This is a genomic window from Streptomyces sp. NPDC093225 (genome assembly GCF_044753805.1).
Classification (GTDB): Bacteria; Actinomycetota; Actinomycetes; order Streptomycetales; family Streptomycetaceae; genus Streptomyces.
Genome location: NZ_JBIVNX010000014.1, coordinates 32,311 through 54,879 on the forward strand (window position 1 = coordinate 32,311; position 22,569 = coordinate 54,879).

The 22,569-nt window shown below is 75.6% G+C and carries 16 protein-coding genes; 14 read left to right on the forward strand and 2 right to left on the reverse strand.

Annotated features, from left to right (window positions below; all coding sequences use genetic code 11):
* Positions 1-3 precede the first annotated feature (3 nt).
* The 14 genes from ACIQCH_RS15400 to ACIQCH_RS15465 all read left to right on the forward strand — a co-directional run bounded on the left by ACIQCH_RS15400 (position 4) and on the right by ACIQCH_RS15465 (position 18,003).
* The gene (locus tag ACIQCH_RS15400; protein WP_402581166.1) at positions 4-1,872 is read left to right on the forward strand and encodes an AMP-binding protein; all 1,869 of its coding nucleotides are present in this window, start codon (positions 4-6) and stop codon (positions 1,870-1,872) included.
* Positions 1,869-2,195 (forward strand): acyl carrier protein, encoded by a 327-nt coding sequence (locus tag ACIQCH_RS15405; protein WP_402581167.1) that lies wholly within the window; start codon positions 1,869-1,871, stop codon positions 2,193-2,195. The genes ACIQCH_RS15400 and ACIQCH_RS15405 overlap by 4 nt, the downstream gene beginning before the upstream one ends.
* Positions 2,192-3,211: a hypothetical protein gene (locus ACIQCH_RS15410; protein WP_402581168.1), complete on the forward strand. Its 1,020-nt coding sequence runs from the start codon at positions 2,192-2,194 to the stop codon at positions 3,209-3,211. The genes ACIQCH_RS15405 and ACIQCH_RS15410 overlap by 4 nt, the downstream gene beginning before the upstream one ends.
* The gene (locus tag ACIQCH_RS15415; RefSeq protein WP_402581169.1) at positions 3,208-3,477 is read left to right on the forward strand and encodes a phosphopantetheine-binding protein; all 270 of its coding nucleotides are present in this window, start codon (positions 3,208-3,210) and stop codon (positions 3,475-3,477) included. Before ACIQCH_RS15410 ends, ACIQCH_RS15415 begins: the two co-directional genes overlap by 4 nt.
* 1 nt (position 3,478) lies before the next feature.
* The gene (locus ACIQCH_RS15420; protein WP_402581170.1) at positions 3,479-5,044 is read left to right on the forward strand and encodes a class I adenylate-forming enzyme family protein; all 1,566 of its coding nucleotides are present in this window, start codon (positions 3,479-3,481) and stop codon (positions 5,042-5,044) included.
* On the forward strand, positions 5,041-6,159 hold the full coding sequence (locus tag ACIQCH_RS15425) for a diiron oxygenase (protein WP_402581171.1): 1,119 nt from the start codon (positions 5,041-5,043) through the stop codon (positions 6,157-6,159). The genes ACIQCH_RS15420 and ACIQCH_RS15425 overlap by 4 nt, the downstream gene beginning before the upstream one ends.
* 122 nt (positions 6,160-6,281) lie before the next feature.
* On the forward strand, positions 6,282-6,788 hold the full coding sequence (locus ACIQCH_RS15430) for a PaaI family thioesterase (protein ID WP_402581172.1): 507 nt from the start codon (positions 6,282-6,284) through the stop codon (positions 6,786-6,788).
* A complete protein-coding gene (locus ACIQCH_RS15435) occupies positions 6,781-7,923 on the forward strand; it encodes an acyl-CoA dehydrogenase family protein (protein WP_402581173.1) in 1,143 nt (380 codons plus the stop codon). Before ACIQCH_RS15430 ends, ACIQCH_RS15435 begins: the two co-directional genes overlap by 8 nt.
* Positions 7,924-7,957: 34 nt before the next feature.
* The gene (locus tag ACIQCH_RS15440; RefSeq protein ID WP_402581174.1) at positions 7,958-10,099 is read left to right on the forward strand and encodes an FAD/NAD(P)-binding protein; all 2,142 of its coding nucleotides are present in this window, start codon (positions 7,958-7,960) and stop codon (positions 10,097-10,099) included.
* Positions 10,096-11,538 carry a lyase family protein gene (locus ACIQCH_RS15445; protein WP_402581175.1) on the forward strand — a complete coding sequence of 481 codons (1,443 nt, stop codon included), beginning with the start codon at positions 10,096-10,098 and terminating at the stop codon, positions 11,536-11,538. The genes ACIQCH_RS15440 and ACIQCH_RS15445 overlap by 4 nt, the downstream gene beginning before the upstream one ends.
* Before the next feature lie 54 nt (positions 11,539-11,592).
* On the forward strand, positions 11,593-13,974 hold the full coding sequence (locus ACIQCH_RS15450) for an anthranilate synthase component I (RefSeq protein ID WP_402581176.1): 2,382 nt from the start codon (positions 11,593-11,595) through the stop codon (positions 13,972-13,974).
* 44 nt (positions 13,975-14,018) lie between these two features.
* Positions 14,019-15,329, forward strand: coding sequence for an ABC1 kinase family protein (locus ACIQCH_RS15455; protein WP_402581177.1), 1,311 nt, complete (start codon positions 14,019-14,021; stop codon positions 15,327-15,329).
* A 284-nt stretch (positions 15,330-15,613) separates the two neighbouring features.
* Complete coding sequence (locus tag ACIQCH_RS15460; protein WP_402581178.1) at positions 15,614-17,227, forward strand: alpha/beta hydrolase; 1,614 nt, start codon at positions 15,614-15,616, stop codon at positions 17,225-17,227.
* Between the two features lie 92 nt (positions 17,228-17,319).
* The gene (locus tag ACIQCH_RS15465) at positions 17,320-18,003 is read left to right on the forward strand and encodes a hypothetical protein (RefSeq protein ID WP_402581179.1); all 684 of its coding nucleotides are present in this window, start codon (positions 17,320-17,322) and stop codon (positions 18,001-18,003) included.
* Positions 18,004-18,099: 96 nt separating this feature from the next.
* Here the strand turns inward: ACIQCH_RS15465 and ACIQCH_RS15470 are convergent, their stop codons facing one another.
* Complete coding sequence (locus tag ACIQCH_RS15470) at positions 18,100-18,372, reverse strand: ABC transporter permease (RefSeq protein WP_402581180.1); 273 nt, start codon at positions 18,370-18,372, stop codon at positions 18,100-18,102.
* Between the two features lie 13 nt (positions 18,373-18,385).
* Positions 18,386-22,495: a WD40/YVTN/BNR-like repeat-containing protein gene (locus ACIQCH_RS15475; protein WP_402581181.1), complete on the reverse strand. Its 4,110-nt coding sequence runs from the start codon at positions 22,493-22,495 to the stop codon at positions 18,386-18,388.
* Positions 22,496-22,569 lie beyond the last annotated feature (74 nt).

Sequence of the window (22,569 nt, forward strand, 5' to 3'; positions counted from 1 at the left end):
GCCGTGGTGCACCTGTGGACCCTGCTGGAGCGGTCCCTGCGCGAGGACACCCTGCTGCACACGCCGCGCCGGCGCACCGAGCCGGTCTCCGGCCCGCAGCTGCTGGCCCGGGCCGAGCGCACCGCGGGCGCGGTGCTGGCGGCGCTGGACGGCGTACGGCCCACCCGTGTGGGGCTGTTGATGGCCAACGGCGAGCCGTGGGTGCGCGGTCTGCTGGCCGCGTTCCGGCTGGACGCGGCGGCCGTGCCGCTGGCGCTGCCGGTGGCCTTCGGCGGCGCGGACGCGTACGCCGAGCACGTCCGGCGGATCGCCGACGACGCCGGGCTGGAGGTGATGCTGGTCGACGGCAGCGTCGGCCGGCGGATCGTCTCCCGCGTGGCCGGGGCCGTCCCGGCGGTCCGGTTCGTCGACATCGCGCAGCCGCCGGCCGAGCGGGCGGCGCTGCCGGGCCTGACCGGGGGCGGCGCGCGGCCGGCCGTCGTCCAGTACACCTCCGGCAGCACGTCGGCGCCCAAGGGCGTCCTGGTGAGCCACGACAACGCGGCCGCGGGGCTGGACGTCATCGCGGCGGGCACCGGCTGGGCGCCGGACGACGTGCTGGGCCAGTGGCTGCCGCTGTTCCACGACATGGGCCTGTTCAGCCTGCTCAACGCGCTGCGCCGGGGCTCCTCCGTGCACCTGTGGGAGCCGGGCGACTTCGTGCGCCGGCCGCTGGCGTGGCTGTCGGAGTTCGCCGCCTGCGGGGCCACCATGACGCCCGCGCCCAACTTCTTCTACGACTACCTCGTCGCCGCGGCGGCCCGCGACGGCGTGCCGGCGGGCCTGGACCTGTCGCGCTGGCGGTACGGCGGCAACGGATCGGAGCCGGTGCGACTCACCAGCCTGCACGCCTTCCGCGACGCCTTCGCCCCGCACGGGCTCGGGCCGCAGGTGGTGCAGCCCAACTACGGGATGGCGGAAGCCACGCTGATGGTCTCCACGGGCGCGCCCCGCTCGCCCTACCGCAGCGTGCACGTCGACCGCGACCACGTGGGCCTCGGCGACCGGCTGCGCTACGCAGCGGAGCCCGGTGCCGGCACCCGCACGGTCGTCTCCTGCGGGCGGCCGGTGGCCGGCGTCCGGGTGCGGATCGGCACGCCCGAGGGCGCGGCGCTGCCGGCGGACACCGCCGGCGAGGTCCAGATCACGGGCGCGCCCGTGACGGCCGGCTACCTCGGACTGCCCACGGCGGCCCAGCCGTTCACCCCGGACGGCTGGCTGCGCACCGGGGACGTCGGCTTCCTGCACGAGGGCGAGCTGCACCTCCTGGGTCGCCTCAAGGCCATGGCCGTGGTCCGCGGCCACAACTACTACGCCGAGGACGTCGAGGAGATCGTCAAGGCCACTCCGGGCGCGGGCCGCCAGTGCGCCGCGTTCGCCTGGGGAGCCGCCGACGACGAGGGCGCGGAGGAACGCATGGTCGTGCTGTGGGAGACGAGGCTCGACCGCGCGGCGGCCGCCGCCGTCGGGCGGGCGATCGCCGCCCGCCTCGCCGAGCACCTGGGTCTGGGCGCCGTGGACGTCGTCCCGGTCCCCACCTCGGCCCTGCCCTTCACGAGCTCGGGGAAGGTCAAGCGCTCCGGCGCGGCGGACCTCTACCGCGCCCACCTCGCCGGGGCCGGCGCCGAGAGCGGGACGGACACCGGGACCGGGGCCGAGACCGCGACCGCGACCGCGACCGCCGCCACGACCGGTAACGCCCCCCGGACCGGCACCGCAAGCCCCCGGCCGGCGGCCCCGCCGGCCGGCCCCGCGGCGGCCGCCCGCGCCGCCGCCCCCACCACCACGGCTGCCCGTACGGCCGCCGCCACCCTGGAAGGAATCGCGTCATGACCCTCGCCGACACCACGGCCCCCGCCTCCCCCTCCACCACCGCCACCGCCACCGCCACCGCCACCGCCACCGTCCCCGGCGCCGTGCTGGACGTCGTCGTACGGGCCCTGGCCGCCCACTCGGGCGCCCGGCCGGCGTCCATCGACACCGCGAAGCCCCTGGCCGCCATCCCCGGCATCGAGTCCGTCAAGGCCCTGCGCGCCATCACGGAGATCGAGGACGAGCTCGGTATCGCCATCCCCGACGACTTCCTCTTCGAGACCGCCACCGTCGGCGACCTCGCCGCGTTCGTGGCCGGCCTGGTGGAGGAGGACACCGCATGAGCGTGGAGACCGCGGCACCCGACGCGCTGCTGCGCGCCCTGGGCCGGTTCACCACCGTGCCGGCCGACCTCGCCCGGTACGAGACCTCGGCGCACACCGCGGCGCAGGCCCTGCGGGCGACGCCCGAGCAGGTCCTGCGGCTGGCCGGGGCCGGCCTGCCGCACCGCGACGACCCGGAGCTCGGCCCGCTGTTCGACTACGACGACGTCATGAACGTCGGGATGTTCTGCGGGACCGGCCAGACCGTCCCCGAACTGGGCCTGCGCTTCCTGATGCGGTTCGCCGGCTCGGCCGCGCACGGCTGGTTCGAGCCGCGCGAGTGGGAGGTGGGCGTCCACCCGGCCCGGACCGCCGGCGGCGGCGAGCGCTCCGGCGGAGCGGCGGACGGCGCCGGCCTGCCCGCCGTGACCACCCGCGTCCCGGACTTCGCCGCCCCCGGCGTGACCGGGCTCTCGCCCGCCTTCGACGCCCCGCTGCTGGCCGGCGGCTACCGGTCCGAGGTACGCCTCGACGGCGCCCGCCACGAGGTCCGCGACCGGCGCGTCCTCGCGGCCTGGGACGACGTGGTCGGCCCGCTCGCCGCCCGCGAGGTCGTCTACCAGACCGTGCCCGAGGCCCTGCGCGCCGACCACGGCCGGGCGTGGGAACTGGGGGTCGTCGACTGCATCGTGGCCTCCCGCCTGCTGGCGGAGCGGCTGCGCGCGGAGGGCTTCGAGGCCCGGGCGCGCCGCGGGTACCTGCTGGGCCTGTTCGGCAGCGACCACGCCTGGTGCGAGGTCGTCGAGGACGGCGTGGCCAAGTCCCTCGACCCCGTCTTCGCGTTCGTGGCCACAGTCGGCGACGAACGCGGCGTCAAGGAGTCGCCCGAGTTCGCCGCGGCCTGCCGCGGCAGCCGTTTCAACCGGCTGATGCCGTGCGTCACCGACGACGCCGAACCCCTCGTCTACTTCGACGGCGAGCCCGCCCCGTACTGGGCGATGGCCGGCGTCAGCGCCCGCCCCCGGAGGACCCCGTGAACACCGCGCGCGAGCTGGTGCGCCGCCACCTGGACCACCCCGGCCTGCTCGACCGGGTGGCCGACGAGGACGACCTGGTCGGGGCCGGAGTGAACTCCGGCGAACTCATCCGCGTGGCGTTGGCCTGCGAGGACCTACTCGGGCGGCCGCTGGACGACGCGGAGCTGGCCTGCCTGACGAGCGTCCGCGCCGTCGCCGGGCTGCTCGGCACCACCGCCCCCGACCCGGACCCCGCACCCGCACCCGCACCGGAAGGAGCACGTTGAGATGTGGCTTCGGCATCTGCTGGAACGCGGCCTCGCCCGCCGGCCGGAGGCCCTCGCCCTGCGCGACGTACGCCGCGACCTGACCTGGCGCCAGCTGCACCGCGAGGTGTCGGCCCTGGCCGCCCGGCTGCGCGGTGCCGGCGGGCCCGGCAGCCGGGTACTGGTCGCCTCCGGCAACCGCGTCGAGGTCCTGGAGACCTATCTGGCCTGCGGTCTGGCGGGCCTGGTCGCCTGCCCCGTCAACCCGGCCCTGACCGACCGCGAACTGTCCGACGTCATCGAGTCGGTCGAACCCGTGCTGGCCGTGGCCGACCCCGCCCAGGCGGACCGGCTCGGCCGGCTGACCGCCGGGCCCGGCGGGGATCTGCCGGTGCTCGACATCACCGGGCTCGCAGGGCTCCCGGCGGACGAGGCACCCCGGACCCGGCCGGACGAGGGCGCGGAACTCGGCGCCCCCGTCGCGATCCTGCACACCTCCGCCACCACCGGCCGCGCCAAGGGCGTCGTGGTCACCCAGCGCTCCCTGCAGCTCAACGCCCTGTCCTGGCTGGCCGACGTACGCCCGGAGCCCGGCACCGTGTTCCTGAACGCGGGCCCGCTGTTCCACGGCAGCATGGTCATCGCCCTCGACCACCTGGCCGCGGGGGGCACGGTGTGCGTGATGGACCGCTTCACCCCGCAGGGCTGCCTGACCGCGCTCCAGGACTGGGGCGTCGAACACGCCTTCCTCGTCCCGTCCATGGTGCGGCTGCTGCTCGACGCCAAGGGGCTGGCCGGCGCGGACCTGGGCCGGCTGCGCCTGCTGCTGCACGGCGCCGCGCCCATGCCCGAGGACCTCGCCCGCGAGGCCCGGCAGCGGCTGGGCGCGGACCTGCAGACCGTGTACGGCATCACCGAGGGCGGCGGCCCCGCCCTCACCCTGCGCCCCGACGAGGAACCGGGCCCGGCACCGCTGCCGGGAGCGGTGTGCCTGGGCACGCCCATGCTGGGCACCCGCGTCCGCCTCACCGGACCGGACGGGCAGGAGGTCCCGACCGGCGAGGTCGGCGAGCTGCGGCTCTCCGGCGACGGGCTGATGCAGGGGTACTGGAAGAACCCCGGGGCGTCCGCCGAAGTGCTGGCCGACGGCTGGCTCAACACCCGCGACCTGTGCTGCAGCGGTCCGGACGGCCGCGTCTGGGTGGTCGACCGCCGCAACGACCTGATCCTGCGCGGCGGGCAGAACGTCTACCCCGCCGAGATCGAGCACGTGCTGCGCCGCTCCCCGCAGGTCGCCGACGTGGTCGTCGTACCGCTGCCGTCCCCGGTGTGGGGCCAGACGCCCGTCGCCTTCGTGCAGTCCGCCGAGGGCCACGCCTTCGACCCGCTCGACCTCCTCGACCGGTGCGTGGCCGGCCTGGCCGCCTACAAGCGCCCGAGCCACTTCCTGCCGGTGGAGAGCATCCCGCGCAACCCCTCCGGAAAGGCCCTGCGGGTCCGGCTGCGGGAGCTGGCCCTGACCCTGACCACCGGTGGCGCGGACGGCGCCGCCGGGCCCTCGACCCCCGTGAAGGAGTCCGCCGCGTGAGCACCACCGACTACACCAGGCCCGAGGTGCTCACCGCCCTGGCCGGCGAGTGGATCGTGCCCGTCCAGGGGGACGCCGTCATCTCCTGGAACTACGACGAGCGCAACGAGCGCATGCTGCGCCTGTACACCCAGGGCAAGCAGCGCCAGTGGGACATGGAGGACCGGCTCGACTGGGACCACGAGGTGGACCCGGACAACCCGCTGGGCCTGCCGGACGAGTTCGTCTCCATCGCCGGCTCCCCGCTGTGGGAGCGGCTGCCGGAGTCCGACCGGGCGGTGGTCCGCCGGCACACCAGCGGCTGGCTGTACTCCCAGTTCCTGCACGCCGAGCAGGCCGCGCTGGTGGGCTGCGGCAAGATCCTGCTGGCCGTCGACGAGCTCGACTCGAAGCTGTTCGCGGCCACCCAGATCGTGGACGAGGCCCGGCACGTCGAGGGCTTCAACCGCTTCCTGCACTCCAAGATCGGCCTTCGGTACGGGCTGTCGCCGTCGATCAGCGCCATGTTCGAGCACGCCATGAAGGAGCCGCGCTGGGACTTCGCGGTGCTCGCCGCGCACATCCTGATCGAGAACATGGGACTGGCCACCTTCGGCGTCCACCGCGAGCGCCTCCAGGACCCGCTCGCCAGGGCGTTCAGCGCGTACGTCGCCCGCGACGAGGCCCGGCACGTGGCGTTCGGCCGGCTGGTGCTGCGCGACTTCTACCCGCAGCTGAGCACGGCCGAGATCCGCGAGCGGGAGGACTTCGTCGTCGAGGGCTGCTGGGCGCTGCGCGACCGGTACGTGGACGACGACATCTGGCAGACCCTCGGCTACGGGGAGGAGGCCGTCAAGGCGGCCCGCCGGTCGCCGGCCAAGCGCGAGTTCCGCCGGCTGGTGTTCATGCGGATCGTGCCGGGCCTGAAGGAGATCGGGATGTTCGGGCCGCGCGTCCAGGAGGGCCTGCGGAAGATGGGCGTCCTCGGCTTCTCCGAGGTCGACGAGGCGGCGCTGCGCGAGCTCGACGACAAGGCCGCCGTGGACGCGCTGACCCGGCGCGAGCTGGAGGAGCGGCGGGCCGACATCGCCCAGGTCGTCGACCTGGGCCGGAGCGGCCTGCAGCTCGGCATCTGACGGCCCCCGGGTCGGCCTCCGACGCCGGTCCCGTACGGGTCCCGGGTCCGCCGCGCCCGCTGCGCGCGGCGGACCCCTGCGCCCCCGCCCCCGCCTCCGTACCTCTTTTCGAAGGAACACCCATGCCCGTTCCCCCCGCCCCCGTGGCCGCCGTCCCCGCGCAGCTGCGCGGCATGGCCGCCCCGGGCCTGTCCACCGAGGGCCGCCGGCTGCTCGCCGGGCTCGCCGACGGCTCGGTCCCCGGCCCCGCCGCCGCCGGGACCCTGCGCCTGCCGCCGGCCACCGGGTTCGCCGCCGGCCGCGTCACGTGCTCCACCCGCTTCGAGGAACCCCTCACCCTCACCCCGAACGTGGTCTTCGGCGGCTGGATCGCCTGCCTGGTCGACCACTTCGCCGGTCTGGTGATGCTCTCCGCCCTGCCCGACGGCACGCGCTTCCTCACCTCGGACCTGAACGTCACGTACCACGCGCCGCTGCGCCCCGGCCCGGTCGAGGTGCGCGCCGAACTGTCGCTCTGCACCACCCGCCTGGCCGTCGTCGAGGTCGCCTTCGCGCAGGACGGCCGCACCGTCAGCACCGGCCGCGTCGAACAGATCCTGCACCGTCCGCAGGGGGTGCCCGGTGCGTGAGGGCGAACTGCACGACGAGCACCGTGCCTTCCGCGCCACGGTCCGCGCCTTCGTCGAGAAGGAGATCGCCCCGCACCACGCCGCCTGGGAGCGGGCGGGGCTGGTGGACCGCGAGGTCTGGCGCAAGGCCGGCGCCCTGGGCCTGCTCGGGATCGACGTCCCCGTCGAGTGGGGCGGCGGCGGCACGGCCGACTTCCGCTACCAGGTCATCATCAGCGAGGAGCTGATGCGGGTCGGCGCCACGGGCGTCGGCTTCGCCCTGCACAACGACGTGGTGGCCCCCTACCTGCTGGAGCTGGCCGACCCGGAGCAGTGCCGGCGCTGGCTGCCCGGCTTCTGCTCCGGCGACCTCGTCACCGCGATCGCCATGACCGAGCCGGGTGCGGGCAGCGACCTGCAGGCCGTGCGCACCAGCGCCCGCCGCGACGGCGACGCGTACGTGCTCAGCGGCTCGAAGACCTTCATCACCAACGGCATCCACGCCGACCTGGTCCTGGTCGTGGCGCGCACCGGCCCCGGTTCGGGGGCGCGGGGGCTGACCCTGCTGGTGGTCGAGGCCGGCATGCCGGGCTTCACGCGCGGCCCGAAGCTCGACAAGATCGGCATGCGGGCGCAGGACACCGCCGAGCTGTTCTTCGACGAGGTGCGCGTCCCGGTGGCGAACGTCCTGGGCACCCCCGGGCGGGCGTTCCTGCACCTGTCCGACAACCTGCCGCGCGAGCGCCTGGGCATCGCCGCGTACGCGGTGGCCGCGGCGGAGACGGCGCTGGAGCAGACGCTGGAGTACTGCCGCACCCGGACGGCCTTCGGCAGGCCGGTCGGTTCGTTCCAGCACAACCGGTTCGAGCTGGCCGAGATGGCCACCGAGCTGGACGTGACGCGTACGTACGTCGACCGGGCGATCGGCGAGCTCAACGCCGGCCGGCTGTCAGCGGTCGACGCCGCCAAGGCGAAGTGGTGGGCCACCGACGTCCAGCGCCGCGTGCTGGACCGGTGCGTGCAACTGCACGGCGGCTACGGCTACATGCGCGAGACGCCGGTGGCCCGGGCCTTCGTGGACAACCGCGTGCACCCGATCTACGGCGGCACGAACGAAATCATGAAAGAGATCATCGGCCGCGATCTCGGTGTGTGAGCACCCCGATGATCCCCGTGACACGGAGAGACACGTGAGAGACGGACACCTTGAGGTCTGCATCGTAGGAGCCGGGCCCCGGGGCCTCGCCGTGCTGGAGCGGCTGTGCGCGAACGCCCCCGCGGGCGGGGCGGTCACCGGTGTGACCGTGCACGTGGCCGACCCGCACCCGCCGGGCGCCGGCGCCGTGTGGCGCACGGACCAGTCCCGGCTGCTGCTGATGAACACCATCGCCTCGCAGGTGACGGTGTTCACCGACGCGAGCGTGGACATGGCCGGCCGGCTCTCCCCCGGGCCGAGCCTGTACGAGTGGGCCAACTACCTCGTGCTGATGGGCCCGTTGGAGGACTACGAGGCGGAGGTCCTGGCCGAGGCCCGGGCCCTGACCCCGGACTCCTACCCCAGCCGCGCCTTCTACGGCCACTACCTGACCTGGGCGTTCCGGCGGATCGTCGCCACCGCGCCCGCGCGCGTGCGGATCGTGGTGCACCCCGCCACCGCGACGTCGGTCGACGACGGGCCCGGCGGCCGCCAGCGCGTCACCCTGGACGACGGCACCGTGCTCACCGGGCTGGACGCGGTGGTACTGGCGCAGGGCCACGGCGCCGCCCGGCCCACCGGCCGGGAACGGGAGCTGGGCGCCTTCGCCGCCGCCCACGGACTGACGTACCTGGCCCCCGGCAATCCGGCCGACGCGGACCTGTCCGGGATCCGGCCGGGCGAGGCGGTCGCCCTGCGCGGCCTCGGGCTGAACTTCTTCGACCACATGGCGCTGCTGACCGTCGGGCGCGGCGGCCGGTTCGAGCGCCGCCTCGGCCGGCTGGTGTACGTGCCGTCGGGGCGCGAACCGCGGCTGTACGCCTCGTCCCGGCGCGGGCTGCCGTACCACAGCCGGGGCCGCAACGAGAAGGGCGCGCACGGCCGGCACGAGCCGCTGGTGCTCACCGCCGAGCGGGTGGCGCGACTCCGGGAGCGGGCCGCGGCCGGCGGCCTGGACTTCGCCCGCGAGGTGTGGCCGCTGGTCGCCAAGGAGGTGGAGACGGTCTACTACGCGGCGCTGCTGGCCGGGCGGTCCTGCGGGTGCGAGGCCGCGCGCCTGCGGCGGGCCTTCCTGCCGGTGCCGCACGGCTCGGCCGAGGAGGCCCGCGTGCTGGCCGGGTTCGGCGTCACCGAGGCCGACCGCTGGGACTGGGCGCGGCTGGCCGACCCCGCGGCGGACCGGTCGTTCGACGACCCCGGGGCGCACCGCCGGTGGCTGCTGGGCGTCCTGCGGGCCGACGTGGCGGCCGCGGCGGCCGGGAACGTGAGCGGCCCGCTGAAGGCCGCCCTGGACGCCCTGCGCGACCTGCGCAACGAGATCCGGCTGCTGGTCGACCACGGCGGGCTGACCGGCCGGTCCCACCGCGACGACCTGGAGCGCTGGTACACCCCGCTGAACGCGTTCCTGTCGATCGGGCCGCCCGCGCAGCGCATCGAGGAGCTGGTCGCGCTGATCGAGGCCGGCGTCGTGGACGTCGTGGGTCCGCAGATGGAGGTGACCGCCGACGCCGCCGCCGGCGCCTTCACCGTCTCCTCGCCGCGGGTGGCGGGCTCGGCCGTGCGGGCCACCGCGCTCGTCGAGGCCCGGCTCCCGGCCCCCGACCTGCGCACGAGCACCGATCCGCTGCTGGTCTCGCTGCGCGGGGCGGGCGGCTGCCGGCCGTACGTGGTACCCGGCCCGCAGGGGGCGGGGTACGAGACCGGCGGGCTGGCCGTCACCGGGCGCCCCTACCGCGTCCTGGACGCCGCGGGGCGGGCGCATCCGCGCCGGTTCGCGTACGGCGTGCCGACGGAGGGGGTCCACTGGGTCACGGCGGCGGGGGTGCGGCCCGGGGTCAACTCCGTGACGCTCGCCGACGCCGACGCCATCGCCCTCGCGGTGCTGGCGCCGTCGGGTACGGGGCGGGCCGGGGGTGGCGACGGCGTCTCCGCCGGCGGTAGCGCCGGTGGGGGTGACCGTGGGAGCGACCGTGGGGGTGACGGTGCCGCGGTGGTCGCCGCGGGGCCGGTGCGCGCAGCCGTGGCGGCACCGGGGCCCGCCGCCGCCTCCCTGCCGGGGCGGCCGGCGGTGGGGCCGGATCCCGTGCCCGTTCCGTGCGCACTGGTCGCCGGTGGCCGTGGGCAGGGGGGCCGATGAACGCGTACGGCGACGTGGGACTGCTCTCCCCCGTGCGGGCGGGCACCGCGGCCGAGGCCGCGACGAGCGACACCGCCTGCCTGCAGGCGATGCTCGACGTGGAGGCCGCGCTCGCGCTGGCCCAGGTGCGCCTGGGCAGCGTCCCGGCCGAGGCCGGCCGGGCGATCCGCGCGGCGACCCGGGCCGAGGACTTCGACCTGCCCGAACTGGCCCGCCGGGGCCGGGAGTCCGCCAATCCGGTCGTGGCGCTGGTGGGCGTGCTCGCCGACCGGGTGGCCGCGCTGGACCCGGCCGCGGCGCACTACGTCCACCAGGGCTCCACCAGTCAGGACGTGCTGGACACCGCGCTGATGCTGGTGGCCTCGCGCGCCCTGGAGCCACTGCTGATCGACCTGGACCGCACCGCCGCGGCCCTGCGCGACCTGGCCGTCCGGCACCGCGACACGGTGATGCCCGCCCGGACGCTCGGCCAGCACGCCGTGCCCACCACCTTCGGGCTCAAGGCCGCGGGCTGGCTGCAGGGCGTGCTGGACGCGGCCGACCGGCTGCGGGACCTGCACGCCGCCGGGCTGCCCGTACAGCTCGGGGGCGCCGCCGGCACGATGGCCGGCTACCTCGAGTACGCGGCACTGGCGTCGCGTGCGGGCGGCGTCCCGCAGGTGCCGGCGCACGGCGAGTTCGCCGCCCGGCTGCCGGCCCTGGTGGCCGCCCGGCTGGGGCTGGCGAACCCGCTGGTGCCGTGGCAGTCGGTCCGTACGCCGCTGCTCGGGCTGGCGGCGGCGCTGTGCGGGGCGGCCACCGCCCTGGGCACCGTGGCGGCCGACGTACAGCTGCTCGCGCGCACCGAGACCGGGGAGCTGAGCGAGCCCGGCGCGCCCGGCCGGGGCGCCTCCTCGGCCATGCCCCACAAGCGCAATCCGGCACTGTCCGCCCTGGTCCGCTCGGCCGCCTACCAGGTGCCCTCGATGCTGGCGACGCTCGCGCACACCGCGGTGGTGGACGACGAGCGGCCGGCCGGGGCCTGGCACGCCGAGTGGCAGCCGCTGCGGGAATGCCTGCGGTTGGTGGGCGGCGCGGCCCGCACGGCCGCCGAGCTGGCCGAGGGTCTCGTGGTCCACGAGGACCGGATGGCCGCCAACCTCCGTCTCACCCGGGGCCTGGTGGTCTCCGAACGGCTGGCCGCGGTGCTGGCGGCCGACCTCGGGCGCGCCGAGGCCAGGGCCGTCGTCGGCCGGGCCGGCGCGCGGGCGGCGGCCGACGGCCGGCACCTGGCCGACGTACTGGCCGAGCTGCTGGCCGAACGGCCGCACCCCGAGGGCCGGTTCGACGCCGCCGCGTTGCACGCGCTGTGCCGGCCCGAGCGGTACACGGGCGCCGCCGGCCTCTTCGTGGACCGCGTCGTGGCCCGTCACGACGCACGCGACCGGACCGCCCGCTGAGGCCCGTCCCGCCTTTCCCTTCCTTTCCGCTCTCTTCCAAGGACCGTCGCTCCCATGACCCTGTCCGTGCACTCGTGGCCGACCCCCGGCGGGCTCCGCGTCACGCGCACTTCCCAACCGCTGGACCCGCGCGGCGCCCAGGAGGCGCTGGCCGACCTGGAATCGCGGCTCGGCCGCCGCCGCGGCCTGCTGCTCTCCGGCCGCACCGAGCAGCCGGGCCGCTATCGCCCGTACGACCTCGGCCATGCCGACCCGCCGCTGGAAGTCACCCTGCGCGCCGGCCGCCTGGAGCTGGCCGCCCTCAACGACCGCGGCCTGATCCTGCTCGACGCCCTCGGCGACGCGCTGGAGCCGCTGTTCCCGGTCGAGCGGCAGGGCGCCCACCACCTCGTCGCCGACCTTCCCGACCCCGACCGGGACGCCCCGGCGGCCGGGGCCCCCGAGGAGGACCGCACCCGGCGCGCCTCGCTGTTCGCCGCGCTGCGCGCGGTCGTGGCCGCGCTGGCCAGCCCGCACGATCGGGTGTGGGGACTGTACGGGGCCTTCGGCTACGACCTCGTCCTCGACTTCGACCCGGTGCCCCGGCACCAGGAGCGCGACCCGCGCGAGCGCACGGCCGTCCTGCACCTGCCCGACACGGTGCTGGAGCGGGACCCGCACACCGGGGCGGGGACCCTGCACCGCTACGAGTTCGAGTACCGCGGCCGGTCCAGCCACTGCCTGCCCCGTACGAACCCGCCGGCCGAGGCGGCCCCGCCCGCCGATCCGCCCGCCGCGGGCGACCACGAACCGGGGGCCTACGCCGCGCTGGTGCGGCGGGCCCAGGAGCGCTTCCGCGCCGGGGACCTGTTCGAAGCCGTTCCCGGACAGGTCTTCCACCGCCGGGCCGACACCCCGCCGGTGGCGGCGTTCCGGCGGCTGCGCGCCCGCAACCCGGCCCCGTACGGGCTGCTGATGAACCTCGCCGAGGGAGAGCACCTGGTCGGCGCCTCGCCGGAGATGTTCGTCCGGGTGGACGCCGCGGCCGGGACGGTCGAGTCCTGCCCGATCAGCGGGACCATCGCCCGCGGCGCGGACGCCCTGGAGGACGCGCAGCGGGTGCGGGAGCTGCTCGGCTCGGCCAAGGAGGAGTCCGAGCTGACGATGTGCACCGACGTGGACCGCAACGACAAGGCACGGGTCTGCCTGCCCGGCACCGTTGAGGTGCTGGCGCGCCGCCACATCGAGCTGTACGCCACCCTCATCCACACCGTGGACCACGTGCGGGGGCGGCTGCGGCCGGACCGGGACGCGCTGGACGCGTTCGTCTCCCACATGTGGGCCGTCACGGTCACCGGGGCGCCGAAGCGGGCGGCGATCGCCTTCGTCGAGCGCCACGAGCGCAGCCCGCGGCGCTGGTACGGGGGCGCGGTGGGCCGGATCGGCTTCGACGGGGGCCTGGAGACGGCGCTGACCCTGCGCACCGTCCACTACCGGGACGGCGTCGCCTCCGTGCGCGCCGGCGCCACCCTGCTGTACGACTCCGATCCGGAGGCGGAGGAGCGCGAGACGCGGCTGAAGGCGAAGGCCCTGCTGGAGGTCCTGGAGCCGGCCGGTGGCACGGCCTCCGAGGGCCCGGCCGGCGCGGCGGGCGGCCGGCCCGCCGAGGGTGCGGCCGCCGGGGTCCCGCGGGGGCGTCCCGCCCGGGTCCTGCTGGTGGACCACCAGGACTCCTTCGTGCACACCCTCGCCGACTTCCTGCGCCGGACCGGGGCCGAGGTCACCACCTACCGGGCCGGGTTCCCGCCCGCCCTGCTCGACGAGCTGCGCCCCGACCTGCTCGTGCTCTCCCCCGGCCCCGGGCGCCCGGCCGACTTCGGCATGGCCGCGCTGCTGGACGCCGCGCGGGAGCGGGAACTGCCGGTGTTCGGGGTGTGCCTGGGGCTGCAGGGGCTGGTCGAGTACTTCGGCGGGCGGCTGGGCACCCTGGAGCGGCCGGTGCACGGCAAGCCGTCGACGATCACCCTGGCGCCCGACGCGGGGGCGTTGTTCGCCGGACTGCCGTCGCGGCTGGCGGTGGGCCGCTACCACTCGCTGTACGTCCGGCCCGAGCAGGTGCCGGCCGGGCTGAAGGTCACGGCCGCCACGGACGACGGTGTGGTGATGGCCGTGGAGCACCGCGAACTCCCTCTCGCCGCAGTGCAGTTCCACCCCGAGTCCCTCATGTCGATGGCCGGCGGGGCGGGCGAGCGGATCATCGCCAACGCCGTCGCCGCCCTGGCCCGACCCGGTGCGGTCCCGGCCCAGCCGGACCGGGCCGGGACGGACCGGGCCAGGACGGACCGGGCCAGGACGGACCGGGCCAGGACGGACCGGGCCAGGACGGACCGGGCCGGGGGCCCGACCGCCGACGCCGCCCGCCCCCCGTACCCTTCGCTGATCCGGAGTGCCCGATGACCCCGCCTCCCCCTCCGCTCCGTTCCCCGCGTCCCGGGCGGACGATGCCGCTGTCCGCCCTGGCGCGGGGCGCGCGCCTGGCGGCGCTGCCGCTGGGGTTCGCCGGCCGGTCCGCGGTCCGGGCCGGCAAGCTGTTGGCCGGTCAGCCGGCCGAGCTGCTGACGGAGGAGCTCCAGCGGCGCACGAGCCGCCACCTCTTCCGGGTGCTCGGCGAACTCAAGGGCGGCGCGATGAAGTTCGGCCAGATGCTGTCGGTGTTCGAAGCCGCGCTGCCGGCCGAGGCGATGGGCCCGTACCGGGCGGCGCTCACGCTGCTCCAGGAGGCCGCGCCGGCCCTGCCCGCCGAGCAGGTCCACCGGGTGCTGGCCGCCGAGCTGGGGCCCGACTGGCGCACGGCCTTCCAGTCCTTCGAGGACGAGCCGGCGGCGGCCGCGTCCATCGGCCAGGTCCACCGGGCCATCTGGGGCGACGGCCGGCCCGTCGCGGTGAAGATCCAGTACCCGGGTGCGGGCGAGGCCCTGCTGGGCGACTACGCCAACCTCGGGCGGGCCGTCAAGGTCTGCTCCGTCATCGCGCCGGGGCTCGACGTCCAGCCCATGCTCGACGAACTGCGCGAGCGGGTGGCCGAGGAGCTGGACTACCGGCGGGAGGCGGCGGCCCAGCAGGCCTTCGCGGAGGCCTACCGGGGCAGCGGCGAGGTGGTGGTTCCGGACGTGGTGGCCGCCACGGAGCGGGTCCTGGTGACCGAGTGGCTGGACGGCACCCCGCTGTCCCGGGTGGTCCGGGACGGGGCCCCGGCCGAACGCGACGCCGCCGGGCTGGCGTACGTACGCTTCCTGCTGTCGGGGCCGAGCCGGGCCGGGTACCTGCACGCGGACGTGCACCCGGGCAACTTCCGGATGCTGCCGGACGGGAGGCTGGGCGCCATCGACTTCGGTGCGGTCAAGGAGCTGCCGGACGGGTTCCCACCGGCCATGGGCCGGCTGGTGCGGCTCGCGCTGGCCGAGGACTGGGAGGGGGCCCGGGCGGTCCTCGTGCGGGAGGGCTTCCTGCGGCCCGACGCGCGGCTGGACGAGGACGTGCTCAGGGCGTTCCTGACGCCGATCGCCGAGCCGGCCCGCGCGGAACGGCACCGCTTCAGCCGGGAGTGGCTGCGCGCGCAGGTGGCGAACGCGGCCGGCGCCCACCGGACGGCGCTGCTGCGCAGTCTGAACCTGCCGCCCTCGTACGTGCTGGTCAACCGCGTCGTGGGCAGCGCGGTCGCGGTCCTGGCGCAGCTGGACTGCACCCTGCCGTTCCGCGCGGAGCTGTTGCGCTGGCTCCCGGACGGCGCGGACGCTCCGGACACGGCGTAGCGGGGCGGCTCCCGGCCGCCCTCCGGGCTCCCCGCCCCGCGCGGGGAGCCCGGGCCCGTGAGGGGAGCCCGGTGAGCCCGGTCTCGTGAGCGGGAGGCGACGCCCGTGCGGGGCGGTACGTCCGGGGGTCTTCCCCGGACGTACCGCCCTGGTTGCAGACGGGCACTTGCGCTGGTTGGAGGGGGTGTCACCTTCTGGCGGTATTGGCGGGGCGATCGCTGGTGGGCGCCTGCGGCGGCGGTTACGTTGGCGGCCGTTGCGCACCCCTCAGGGAGGACCACTGCATGCGGAAACGATCGGCCGACCACCGTCGCGGGCCGGTGGTGTGGGGGATATCCCTCGTCCTGACCGCGGTCACCACGCTCCTCGGGAGCACGCCCGCCACCGCCGCGGCAGCGGCTCCCGCCGCCCCGCCCGTTCCCGTCCTGTCGTGGGGCCCGTGCGCCGACGACCGGGGCGACGGCTTCGAGTGCGCGACCGCCCGCGTACCCCTCGACCACCGCGACCCCACCGGTCGTACCCTCGACCTCGCCGTCACCCGGCGGCCCGCCGCCGACCGGGCGCACCGCACCGGCGTCCTGGTGCTGCACCCGGGCGGCCCGGGCAACTCCGGCGTGGACTTCGCCCGCAACAGCTACGCCGCGCTCCCGGCGGCCCTGCGCAACGGCTTCGACGTCGTCGGGTACGACATGCGCGGCGTGGCCCGCAGCGGACAGGTGGAGTGCTGGAACGACGCGGAGTACGCCGCCGCCGTCGACGCCGCGCGCGGCGTGCCCGCTCCCGGAGCCCTGGAAGAGGCCGTCCGGCAGGGCCGCGCGTTCGCCGCCGCCTGCCGCGAGCGCGCGGGCGAGCTCGTACCGTTCATCGGCACCGGGTCGAACGCCAAGGACCTGGACCTGCTGCGCCGGGCCCTGGGCGAGGAGCAGCTCTCCTTCTACGGCCGCTCGTTCGGCGCCTACGTCGGCACCGTCTACGCCGCGCAGTTCCCGCGGCGCGTCCGCGCGATGGTGCTGGACGGCGCGTACGACCCGCGGACCTACGCCGACCTGCCGTACGCCTACGACGCCGGACAGTACGTCGCGCTCGACGCGGCGTTCGGCCGGTTCCTGGACTGGTGCGCGCGGAACGCCGGGGCCTGCGGGTTCGGCGACGGCCGGCCGCGGCAGGCCTTCGAGGCGCTGAAGCGGACCCTGGACGCCGACCCCGTCATCGCACCGAACGGCCGCCCGGCCACCGGGTACACCCTCGCCTACCGGCTGATGTTCAACATCAACGCGGGCAGGGCCGTCTGGCCGGCGTTCGGCGAGGCGCTCAGGGCGGCGCAGGAGCGCCGGTACTCGTTCCTGCTGTCGCCGCCCTCCCCCGGGTCGTTCGACTTCCTCAACGTCAACCTGGCCGTCGAGTGCGCCGACCGGGTCTACCCGACCAGCCCGTCGCTCCTGCGCGCGCTGGTCACCGCCGAGGTCTCCGCGGCTCCCCTGCTGGGACCCGCCATCGGCTTCGGACCGCCCACGTACGACCACAACCACGCACCGACCTGCGCCCAGTGGCCGGCGGAGCGCCCGAGCCGGTACGCGGGCCCGTACCGGGCCGCCGGTTCCGCCCCGATCCTGGTCCTCGGCACGACCGGAGACCCGGACACCCCGTACCAGGACGCGGTGGCCCTGGCCCGGACGCTGGACAACGGCCACCTGGTCACGTTCGCCGGTGAAGGCCACACCGCGTACCACCGGAGCGCGTGCGTCAGCGCCCTCGTCGACGACTACCTCGCCACGCTGGCGCTGCCCGGCCGGGGCACCGTCTGCGCCGACGAGGAGCCCCCGGCCGCGCCGGACCGCCACCGCGTCCCGGGCGTCGGGGTGGACGAGACGCAGGACGCGATCCCGGCACTCCGCTGACCCCGCCGCCCAGGTCCTGCCGATCGGGCCACCCGCACGGCGGGACTGCGGCAGGATGGTGCGATTCCCCCCCCCGCACGTGGAGGTCGATGATGACGCGCGCCGTACCCGTCCTGATCGCAGCCGCACTCGTGGGCGCCCTGGCCGGCTGCGGGCCGGGCGGAGGCGCCGCGGGCGGGGGGACGGACGGGACCGCCCGCGCCGGGGCGGCCGGGGGCACGTCGGCCGCCCCGGCGCGGCCCGGGGCGCTGCCGGTGCTCCCGTCCGTCGACCGGGGTGACGCCGGGGCCGCCGAGACCGCGATGCGCGAGCTGATCCGCGTGGCGGCGGCCGCCGCCAAGGGCGTCCCGGACGACGACCGCAGCCCCTCCGTCACCGTCGTCGACCACGGCGCGTGCCGGATCTATCCGGTCGCGGGCGCCTGTCCGCCCACCACCCCCGACCAGCCCGTGCCCATCGAGATCGACGCGGTACAGGCCTGGCGCACCTACACGGAGCGGGAGGCCGACGGGCGGGACGGCAACGCCGCGTGGCAGGACGAGGTGCTGGCGGCGTACGTCAACTACCTGATGCTCCGGGAGTCGCAGCGCACCGCCCCCGCCCTCCTCACGAGCAACGACGACGCCGACGTCCCGAAGCTGAAGAAGCTCCAGCACTGCAAGCAGGGCAACGTCGTCGGCCCGCTGCGGCCGGTCATGAGCGCGGCGCTGTGGCACTACTTCGCCGCCCTGGAGGCCGACCCCGACTTCCGGGCGGGGGCCGAAGGGAGGTGCTGAGGCGCGTCCGGTCGGCGGGCCGCACGGGCCCCGGCCGAGGTCCGTACGCGGGTGCCCGGCGGAGGTCCACGCGGGGCCGGCTAGGGTGACGGTGCCTCAGAGACGGGCCACGGCCGCGCGGGCGCGGCGCCACTCGGTGCGCGCGCCGAGCGCGCACAGGACGGCGCCCAGCGCCGTGACGGCCACGACGAGCCATTCGACGGCGCCGCTCCCGGCGTCCGGCTCGACGCCGAAGAGCACCTCGATCCAGTCGTGCCAGACGAGGGTGACCACGAACAGCAGCCCGGACGCGGCTCCCAGGACCACTTCCACCCAGAACCGGGGGCGGAGGGCGTCGCTGGTGCGGTGGTGGGACGGGTGAAGGGCCATCACGGGCCTCCCCTCAATCGGTCGTCGGGTCGTCGGACCCCTCTTCGGGGGGTGCGCCCGCAGCCGGGCGGTCCTCGGGGTGCACCGGCCGGACGACGTACGTGCTCCCGCCCAGCAGCTGGTTCTGGAGCTCCTGCAGGACGTGGAACTCGACGGGCCGGTCCGCAGCGTCCTGCGGCAGCCGGACGTTGACGGCCAGTCCCCGGGAGCCGCGCTCGGGGTCGATGCGGACGCCCTTGAGCTCGTTCTTGCGGTGCTCGTCGGGCCTCATGACGTACGACCGTGCGAAGTCGAACTTCCGGACGTGTCCGTCGTGGTCGGTGAACGTCTCGGGCAGGAACCGTTCCGCGTGGTCCAGCGGGTCCACGCCGTGGCCCGGCTGCGGCCCCATGGCGTTCCCGAGCTTCTCGAACGCGATGTACAGACGGGTGCCCTCGGGCAGGCTGGCCCACTCGAACCGCACGTCGAACGGGTGCGGGGTCTGCTTGACGTTGTTGAGCAGGACGACGAACGCGCTCGACGGCGTCACGCCGCCCGCCACCGCGTCCTCGACCTGCAGGTTCTTCAGCGCGGCGTGCTTGCGGGTGGTCACCAGCGTCGTGACGTCGAACACCTGGCTCGCGTCGACGGGGTCCTCGTCGCAGGTGGTGACGGCCAGGATGCACGAGTGCGCGGCCGCCGTGGGCGGGACGAGGTAGTCCCACTCCACCACGCCCGGTTCGGCTGCCTCGAGCCGGGCGATCGTCCGGGTCGGGCCGAGCGGCGTGTACGCCGTGGCGGCCGGATCGGCCGCGAAGGGCCTGCCGGCGGACCAGAAGTCCGCGGGCAGGGCCGGCAGGCCGGCGGAGGCGTCGGCGAGGAAGGCCCGCACACGGACGTTCGTGGCCGCGCTCACGCCCCGGTTGTGCACCTGCACGTAGAAGCGGTTCAGGCGGTCCCGGCGCGCGGTGCGGTGGGCGATCTGCGTCAGCGCGACGTAGTCGCCGACGGGGGCGGGGGTCTGGTAGTCGGGTTGTGGGGCGTCCACCAGGACGTCGGGGCTCTGCCACCACCACGTCGTCCCCACGCCCTTCGGGTCGAACGGGTCCACGACCCCCGACGGGGACGGCTGGACCCGCCCGGAGTCGAGCACCGTGTCGCGCACGTACAGGTCGACCATCCGGGCCTGCGTCGCGTCCACGGGCCGCTCCCAGACGCTCCGGCCGTGGGTGGCCGCCCGCAGCAGCCGGCGCTTGGCGTGCAGGGCGAGGTCGAAGACGGGCGCGTTGGGCAGGCCCTGGTCCCAGGGGAACCAGGTCAGGCCGGCGTCCTCGGTCCGGAAGACGCCGACGTCACCGCCGCAGAAGAGCCGGTTGGCGTTCGTCGGGTCGATGACGATCGTGTTGACGGGGTTGGCCTGCGCCAGGCCGCCGGAGCGCGAGGTCCACACGGTGTCGCCGGGCCCCCGCCGGTAGACGTGGTCGCAGGTGAACTCCCCCGTCTCCTCGGAGTTCAGCAGGCCGGCGATCGTCACCCAGACGACGCCCGCGGGGTCGACGGCGATGTCCGAGACGCACACGGGCGGCAGCGACGGCCCCGTGAGGTCGGTGCGGGTCACGTCGACGGGGGCCCACGTCGGTCCCGTACGTCGGAACCGGTAGACCTGCCCGATCTCCGTCCCGGCGTACACGGTGTCGCTGTCGGCGGGATGGACGGCGATCGCCGTGACGGCGTTGTGCGGCGCGGCGGTGAGAGCCGCCCAGGTCTCGGCGCGGTCCTCGCTGCGCCACAGCCGGTCGCCGCCGAAATAGCAGGTCGTGGGGGTGGTCGGGTCGAGTGCGAACGGCGAGTAGAACTGGACCCGGCCGTCGATCCCGGCGTTCTTCAACTGCCACGAGGCGCCGGCGTCCTCGGACCGGTAGATGGTCGCGTTGGTGTACTGCTGGTACATCCGCAGGGGCGTCGAGGGGTCGATGGCGGTGAAGCCGCCGTCGCCGTAGGCCGACACCGTCCAGGCGGGAGTGCCTGCGTAGCGCTGCACCCCGTTGTCCTGGGTGCCGCCGATCATCACGTTCTCCCAGTCGGGGTGCTGGGCGATCGACTCGAACTGCAGCGTCGCCAGGTCCCGGTTGCGGTGGCTCCAGGTCACACCGGTGTCCGTGGAGACCTGGATGCCCCCGTCGTTGGCGTCCCAGCAGGTGGTCGGGGTCACGGGGTCGAAGACGAAGGCGTGGTGGTCGGCATGGACGTTGGGGACGGGCTCGAAGACGCCGCCGCCCGTGCTGCACCGCCACAGGAACCGCTCCGCGACGAAGAGGATGTTGGGGTCGGTCGGGTGCACCGCCACGTGGACGGCGTAGAAGCTCATGGCGAGGAACGAGAAGGACGCCGTGTGCGTGTGCCCCGTCGCGTCGGCTGTGGTGGTGAGCCGGACCGGACCGCCGCCGGCCATCCGCGCGAACTCCTGCGCCGTGAACGTGACGGTGTGGGTGTGGGCCGGTACCCCGTTCGTGGTGCTCGTGTACGTACGCGCGGTCGGCGGTGCCGTCGTGTCCGTCGCAGGGACGACGAACGAGTGGGCATGGCCCGCGCTCGAGGACGTCACGGACGAGACCGGCGAGTCGAAGCGCATCGGGACCGCCGACCACGTCGCCCCGCTGTCCGTCGTCCTGGCCAGCGCGGCGAAGCCCGGGTAGGTGACGAACAGGGCGAGTGCGGTCGACGGGTCCCCCGCCTGCTGGGCCATCGCGACGCGTTCGAAGGCCGCCACTCCGGACGGCAGCGCGGGGCTGCTGATCGCCGTCCAGGTCGACCACGCCCCCGAGGTGCGGGTGCTCGTCCACAGGGCCTGGCCGAAGTAGCCGGCCACGACCTTCACGGTCCCGGGCGGACCCGGCATGCGGAAGACCACCATGTCGGTGTACAGACCGTCGACCAGGCGCGTCCAGTTCACTCCGCCGTCGGTGCTCTCGTGGACGCCGACGTCGGACGCGACCAGCAGCCGCTGGCCGGTGGTGTCCGTCGGGTCGAAGACGACCCGGGTGATGGCGTCGTGGTCGAAGACGGCCGTCCCCCGTTCCGTCCAGGTGGCACCGCCGTCGACCGAGATCAGCAGTCCCCCGCCGTAGTACGTGTCCGCGCTCGAGCCCCATTCCCCGGTCCCCGCGACGACGTGCAGGTGGTCGTTCGGGTCGACGGCCAGCGCCCCGATGGCCAGGCTCCGCTGGAAGTCGGACTTGGGGGTCCACGTCAGCCCGCGGTCCGTGCTCTTCCACACCCCGCCGTTCGCCGTGCCCAGGTACACGGTGTCGGTGTCGGTGGGGTCGACGGCGATCGAGAGCGCCCGACCGCTCCACGCGACGCTGCCGACGACCAACGGTCCCGGTCCCATCGGCGTCCAGTTGGTGCCGCCCGGCACGGGCAGGGAGCGGACCGTGTCGGGCCGGTCCGGGTCCGTCGTGGCCCGCAGGCCCGCCTCGAGCCGGTCCCGGCGCTCGCGCAGGGCCCGTACCTGCGATATCTGCGTCTCGCGGGTGCCCGGGGGGATGCGGCCGAGGTGGCCGAAGCGGCGCTCCCAGTGGAACCGGTCGCGTGCGAAGGGGGCGTCGCCCTCTTCCCGCGGGCCGTCGGAGCCGCTCTCCGCCTCGGCGCCCTCCGGGGGCGCCTGGCCGCCTCCCACGTCGGTGCGCGGCCGCACGAGCACCGCGACCGGTGCGGCCGCCTCGTGGCCGTCCTGGGCGTACTCGGCGCCGCGGTGCGCGTACGCCGCCGCGACGCGGTGTTCCCCCGGGTCCAGGTGCAGGGTCGAGAGCCGGCAGAGGAAGGTCCCGGTGCCGTCCGGCCGGACCGCCTCGCCGGGGCGCGCGGCGGGCCGCCGTACCGGCTCGTCGTACGGGTCCTGCGGTGCGTCCGTCGCCCCGTCGTCCCCGAGCTCTCCGGAGTCGGGGACGGCCAGCCCCACGAGCACCCGCTCGCACCGGACCGGCCGCCCGTCGACCGTCAGCCGGACCGGCCAGCTCTGCCAGCCCCTCCCGCGGATGTCCAGGGGCATGCCCTGCGCACACGCGCGGGGGCTCACGTCGAGGAGGGGGGTGGTGGCCGCGTCGCCGTCGGACCGGCCCGTGCTGTTCCCGTAGCGGTCCATGACGTTCACGATAGTCGCAGGTCAGGGCTGCTTCCTGTCCAACCTTCAATGTTTGAAGGGGAGTCGGCGACAGA

What these genes read in the sequence shown, in the direction of transcription:
- ACIQCH_RS15450 (WP_402581176.1), top strand. Translation starts at nt 11,593, where the DNA reads ATGACCCTGTCCGTGCACTCGTGGCCGACCCCCGGCGGGCTCCGCGTC.
- ACIQCH_RS15420 (WP_402581170.1), top strand. Translation starts at nt 3,479, where the DNA reads ATGTGGCTTCGGCATCTGCTGGAACGCGGCCTCGCCCGCCGGCCGGAG.
- ACIQCH_RS15470 (WP_402581180.1), bottom strand. Translation starts at nt 18,372, where the DNA reads ATGGCCCTTCACCCGTCCCACCACCGCACCAGCGACGCCCTCCGCCCC.
- ACIQCH_RS15445 (WP_402581175.1), top strand. Translation starts at nt 10,096, where the DNA reads ATGAACGCGTACGGCGACGTGGGACTGCTCTCCCCCGTGCGGGCGGGC.
- ACIQCH_RS15475 (WP_402581181.1), bottom strand. Translation starts at nt 22,495, where the DNA reads ATGGACCGCTACGGGAACAGCACGGGCCGGTCCGACGGCGACGCGGCC.
- ACIQCH_RS15410 (WP_402581168.1), top strand. Translation starts at nt 2,192, where the DNA reads ATGAGCGTGGAGACCGCGGCACCCGACGCGCTGCTGCGCGCCCTGGGC.
- ACIQCH_RS15460 (WP_402581178.1), top strand. Translation starts at nt 15,614, where the DNA reads ATGCGGAAACGATCGGCCGACCACCGTCGCGGGCCGGTGGTGTGGGGG.
- ACIQCH_RS15465 (WP_402581179.1), top strand. Translation starts at nt 17,320, where the DNA reads ATGACGCGCGCCGTACCCGTCCTGATCGCAGCCGCACTCGTGGGCGCC.
- ACIQCH_RS15455 (WP_402581177.1), top strand. Translation starts at nt 14,019, where the DNA reads ATGCCGCTGTCCGCCCTGGCGCGGGGCGCGCGCCTGGCGGCGCTGCCG.
- ACIQCH_RS15405 (WP_402581167.1), top strand. Translation starts at nt 1,869, where the DNA reads ATGACCCTCGCCGACACCACGGCCCCCGCCTCCCCCTCCACCACCGCC.
- ACIQCH_RS15430 (WP_402581172.1), top strand. Translation starts at nt 6,282, where the DNA reads ATGCCCGTTCCCCCCGCCCCCGTGGCCGCCGTCCCCGCGCAGCTGCGC.